General features: G+C 42.3%; 3 protein-coding genes and 1 pseudogene. All 4 read right to left on the bottom strand.

The window, feature by feature from the left end:
- Positions 1-24: 24 nt before the first annotated feature.
- Positions 25-1,530, bottom strand: a complete 1,506-nt coding sequence (locus VU18_RS16480) for an alpha-N-arabinofuranosidase (protein WP_021321564.1) — start codon at positions 1,528-1,530, stop codon at positions 25-27.
- 26 nt (positions 1,531-1,556) lie between these two features.
- Positions 1,557-2,351: a carbohydrate ABC transporter permease gene (locus VU18_RS16475; protein ID WP_047758579.1), complete on the bottom strand. Its 795-nt coding sequence runs from the start codon at positions 2,349-2,351 to the stop codon at positions 1,557-1,559.
- A 54-nt stretch (positions 2,352-2,405) separates the two neighbouring features.
- Entirely contained in the window at positions 2,406-3,338 is a 933-nt protein-coding gene (locus tag VU18_RS16470) for a carbohydrate ABC transporter permease (RefSeq protein ID WP_021321562.1), read from the bottom strand.
- 121 nt (positions 3,339-3,459) lie between these two features.
- A pseudogene (locus tag VU18_RS21340) lies at positions 3,460-3,783 on the bottom strand (arabinose-binding protein); the annotation flags it as partial.
- Positions 3,784-3,800 lie beyond the last annotated feature (17 nt).

The raw sequence follows: 3,800 nt of genomic DNA, 5'->3' as shown, positions 1-3,800 counted from the left end.
ATCAGACCAGCCTTCACTTCCTTATCATTTTCCTAAACGGATGACGTTCCACGACAACTTCGGCAACGTCGCCGATACTTTTCCATCGGACATCTGAGCGTCGCCGTTGCGATGCGGAACAACCGGGGACGACTGCGCCGAATTCGTTTGTTTCACGTTTTCATGCTCCAAAACGATATGCTCAATGACGCGATAGTCTTCAAAACTGCGAACATCGCATTCGAGCAGCAACGCATCGTCCATATCACGGTTGACGGCAAAAATCGTCACTTCTTCTTTTTCTTCATTGTAAACCGCAATCGATTCTAAGTATGGCACATCGGTGAAGTCTTTGCTGTCGTATTTCGGGCTGGAAACCACCGGATGCAACGCCACTCCTCTTCCATACACAGAGGCGTGCATAAACGGATAATAAATCGTTTGTTTCCAAGCCGGACCGTTCTTTTCCGTCATAATCGGTGCAATGACATTCACTAACTGAGCCAAGCAGGCAATTTTCACCCGATCGGCATGTTTCATGAGCGTAATAAGCATGCAGCCGACAAGAAGCGCATCTTCAAAGTTATAAATATCCTCCAACAAAGGCGGCGCCACCGTCCACGGTTCAATTTGCTTATCCGCCTCATTCGAATGGTACCATACGTTCCATTCGTCAAACGAAAGATGAATCGTCTTCTTGCTTCGTTTTTTCGCCTTCACGTAATCGGCAATGGCCACAACCGAACGGATAAAATCATCCATTTCCAGCGACAGCGCCAAATAATTGGCCGTATCATTGTCCCGGTTTCCATAGTATTGATGGAGAGAAATATAATCGACGTACTCATACGTATGATCAAGAACGGTCGCTTCCCATTCCGCAAACGTCGGCATATTCCGGTTCGAACTGCCGCAGGCGACGAGTTCAATTGTCGGATCGACCCACTTCATCACTTTTGCGGCTTCGCATGCAATCCGCCCATACTCCACTGCTGTCTTGTGGCCGATTTGCCACGGGCCGTCCATCTCATTGCCTAGACACCATGTTTTAATTTTATGCGGCTCTTTATAGCCGTGGGAAATGCGCAAATCGCTGTAATACGAGCCCGATGGGTGGTTGCAATATTCAACCAAGTTGCGTGCCGCATCAATGCCTCGTGTCCCTAAGTTGACAGCCATATTTACTTCGGCCCCGACCATCTTGGCCCAGTCCATAAATTCATTCAAGCCAATTTCATTCGTTTCCACCGACCGCCATGCCAAATCAAGCCGACGCGGACGCTGCTCTTTTGGCCCCACTCCATCTTCCCAGTTGTAACCGGACACAAAATTCCCGCCCGGATAACGGATAATGGGCACTTGCAGCTCTTTGACCAGCTCGATGACATCTTGCCGGAACCCATTTTCGTCGGCTTGCGGATGGCCGGGCTCATAAATCCCTCCGTATACCGCGCGGCCGAGGTGCTCGATAAAAGAACCGTAAATGCGTTTGTCGATTTCAGCGATTTTGAAGTCTTTTTCGATGATCATTTGGGCTTTTTTCACACTCACAGTTAATACACCCTTTCTATGTTTTATTAACCTTTTACTCCTCCAACAGTTAAACCAGAAATAAAGTAACGTTGGAAGAACACAAACAAAATAATAATTGGAAGAATTGTTAACAATGATCCAGAAATTAAAATATCGTAGTTATTACCGTAAGGAGTTAACAATCCCGACAAGCCAATTGGTAAAGTGAACATATCCTCTGTTCGAAGGATAACTGTTGGCCATAGAAAGCTATTCCAGTAACCCATTGCCTGTAAAATGGCCATCGCTCCAAACGCAGGCTTCATTAACGGAACCATAATGCTGAAAAAAATTCTAAATTCGGAACACCCATCTATTCTAGCTGCATCAAGCAATTCCTTTGGCAACCCTAATGCGTATTGTCTAAAAAAGAATATGGCAACAGGGGCTACCATAGTGGGGACAATAACTCCCCAGTATGTGTTAATCATTTTGAAAGACACCATCAATTTGTATAAAGGTAACATCAAAATTTCTATCGGAATCATCATTACAGCCAGAACGAGAATAAAAATTACATTCCTACCCTTAAAATCATATACGGCTAATGCGTACCCAACCATAGAGGAAAAGAATAGTGATAACACAGTCCCTACGGCTGTAATAATCAAGCTATTTTTATACCAAGTCAGATATTTTGCCCCATCCTGGAAGAGATAAATGTAGTTCTTAAGCGACAGCAAGTGTGCCTGTAATTTTAAATTCAATCCATATCTAAGCAACTCTGTAGATGGCTTAAAGGATGCTAGTAGTAAGGCAAAAAATGGGAAAAGCGCAACAACAGCAAAGAGCAACAACATTAATACAACTATCGCCTTTGCGATTGGGTGGATTTTTGCTGTCCCTGTCAAGCTTTATCCCTCCTTCCTGAAGGCCCCTGTAGCCTTCAACTGAATGATATTAATAACAAACACGATGATCAGCAACACAATCCCAATGGCCGAACCAAATCCCATGTCATTGTTTATAAACCCTTCCCGATAAATGTAACCTACTAAAGTAAGTCCAATATCACCAGGTGACTGATTTTGCCAAAACACAAAGCTTTCCTCGTACATTCTAAACCCACCAAAAATACTAATAGTTAACACATAGATGACTACGGGTTTTAAAAGTGGAAGTGTAATGTTAAAAAATTTCCTAAACATCCCAGCGCCATCAATCTCTGCCGACTCGTAAAGCTCTTTCGGGATATTTTGCAACCCAGAAAGAAAATACAAAATATTAACCCCTAACCACTTCCAAGAAGCCAAAAAAACCATTAAAAACATTCCTGTTCCCCAATGCATTGTCCACTGCTGGGCTGGCAGCCCTAGCCATTTCAAGAGCGTATTCGCAGGAGCTGATTCCAACTCCCCGAAGATTAAGCGGAACACTACACCAACTACGATGGTAGAAGTTAAAGCCGGTATAAAATAGGCAGAGCGAAAAAAATTACGTCCCGGTATAGCCTTAGAATTCAAGATGACCGCTAGCACTAAAGGAAGCGGGATCAAGATAATTAGTGTCCAAATAGTGTAAATTGTTGTATTACGCAAAGCTGCATAAAAATGTGGATTAAGTAATTTTTTGTAATTTTCTATCCCAATAAACTTTGTTTCGCCAGGTAATACTTCTTGAAAACTCATTATAATCGTCGAAATGGAAGGATAAAGGAAAAATATTAAAAAAGATAGAATAAACGGTGATACAAAAATATACGGAGCAACTTTTTGAGAAAAAATAATTCCATTTCCCTTTCGTTTCTGGGGTACTGCCTGTATTGAGTAGTCTAATTTATTTTCCACCGATACTCCCCCTTACTTCCAATGTTATATGCTTCCCGAGCCGGGAAACATCGGGTGGTAAGGGAAGATTCAAAAACATGGTGCCACTCGAATCTTCCCTCGAGAATTCAAACCAATTTGCCTATTGTTTGCTCATTTCATTTGCAGCATTTTTCAAAGCTTGCTCTGGGGATACGCTCTTCTCTTTTAAAACTTTATACAGAACAGATTGAACCACTAACTGATTCATTTTTGGAGTATTTTCGGTGATTGTCGGTGAATCGATCTCATCTTTCATACTCGTGAGAGTATCAAAAATATCCTTTCCGAAGTATTCTGTATATTTGTTTGGTTCTTTCAGTGCAGGATCACTCCAAACATCCCAGCGAATCGGGTCAAACCCAAGCTGTTTCCAAATTTGAATATTGCCTTCCTTAGATAATTTAGCAAACGCTAAAAATTCTTTGAGTCAGTCAAGACTTT

The organism is Geobacillus sp. ZGt-1 (assembly GCF_001026865.1).
Classification (GTDB): domain Bacteria; phylum Bacillota; class Bacilli; order Bacillales; family Anoxybacillaceae; genus Geobacillus; species Geobacillus thermoleovorans.
This window is presented reverse-complemented; position numbering and strand designations above follow the sequence as displayed.